Source organism: Vibrio sp. 10N.286.49.E11, from assembly GCF_041469505.1.
GTDB classification, from domain to species: Bacteria; Pseudomonadota; Gammaproteobacteria; order Enterobacterales; family Vibrionaceae; genus Vibrio; species Vibrio crassostreae_C.
Genome location: NZ_JBFRKQ010000134.1, coordinates 1 through 271, shown reverse-complemented (window position 1 = coordinate 271; position 271 = coordinate 1). Strand labels below are relative to the sequence as shown.

General features: G+C 47.6%; 1 protein-coding gene. It reads right to left on the bottom strand.

What is annotated here, in order from left to right; all coding sequences use genetic code 11:
- Positions 1-271: transposase (locus tag AB4167_RS21810; RefSeq protein WP_372137014.1), on the bottom strand; the 271-nt coding region annotated here is incomplete at both ends.

The following is a 271-nucleotide window of genomic DNA, read 5'->3' as shown; positions in this document are numbered from 1 at the left end:
TTTGGTGTGTTAGAGAACAGCCAGTTCTTCCTGCCAATGACCAGTGGTTTAATTGCGCGTTCAGCGCGATTATTATCAATAGATAAGTGACCATCGTCGATATAACGAATAAGCTTTGACCACTGCCCAAGCGTATATTTTATCGCTTTGCCTAGTGGGCTAGAGCCAATCACCTTCTGGGTCGTCATCCATTGGTAAAGCTCATCCAGTATCGGCTTGGCAAGCGCTTGACGCTCTGCTTTTCGCTCTTGGGCAGGCGCACCTTTTAAGC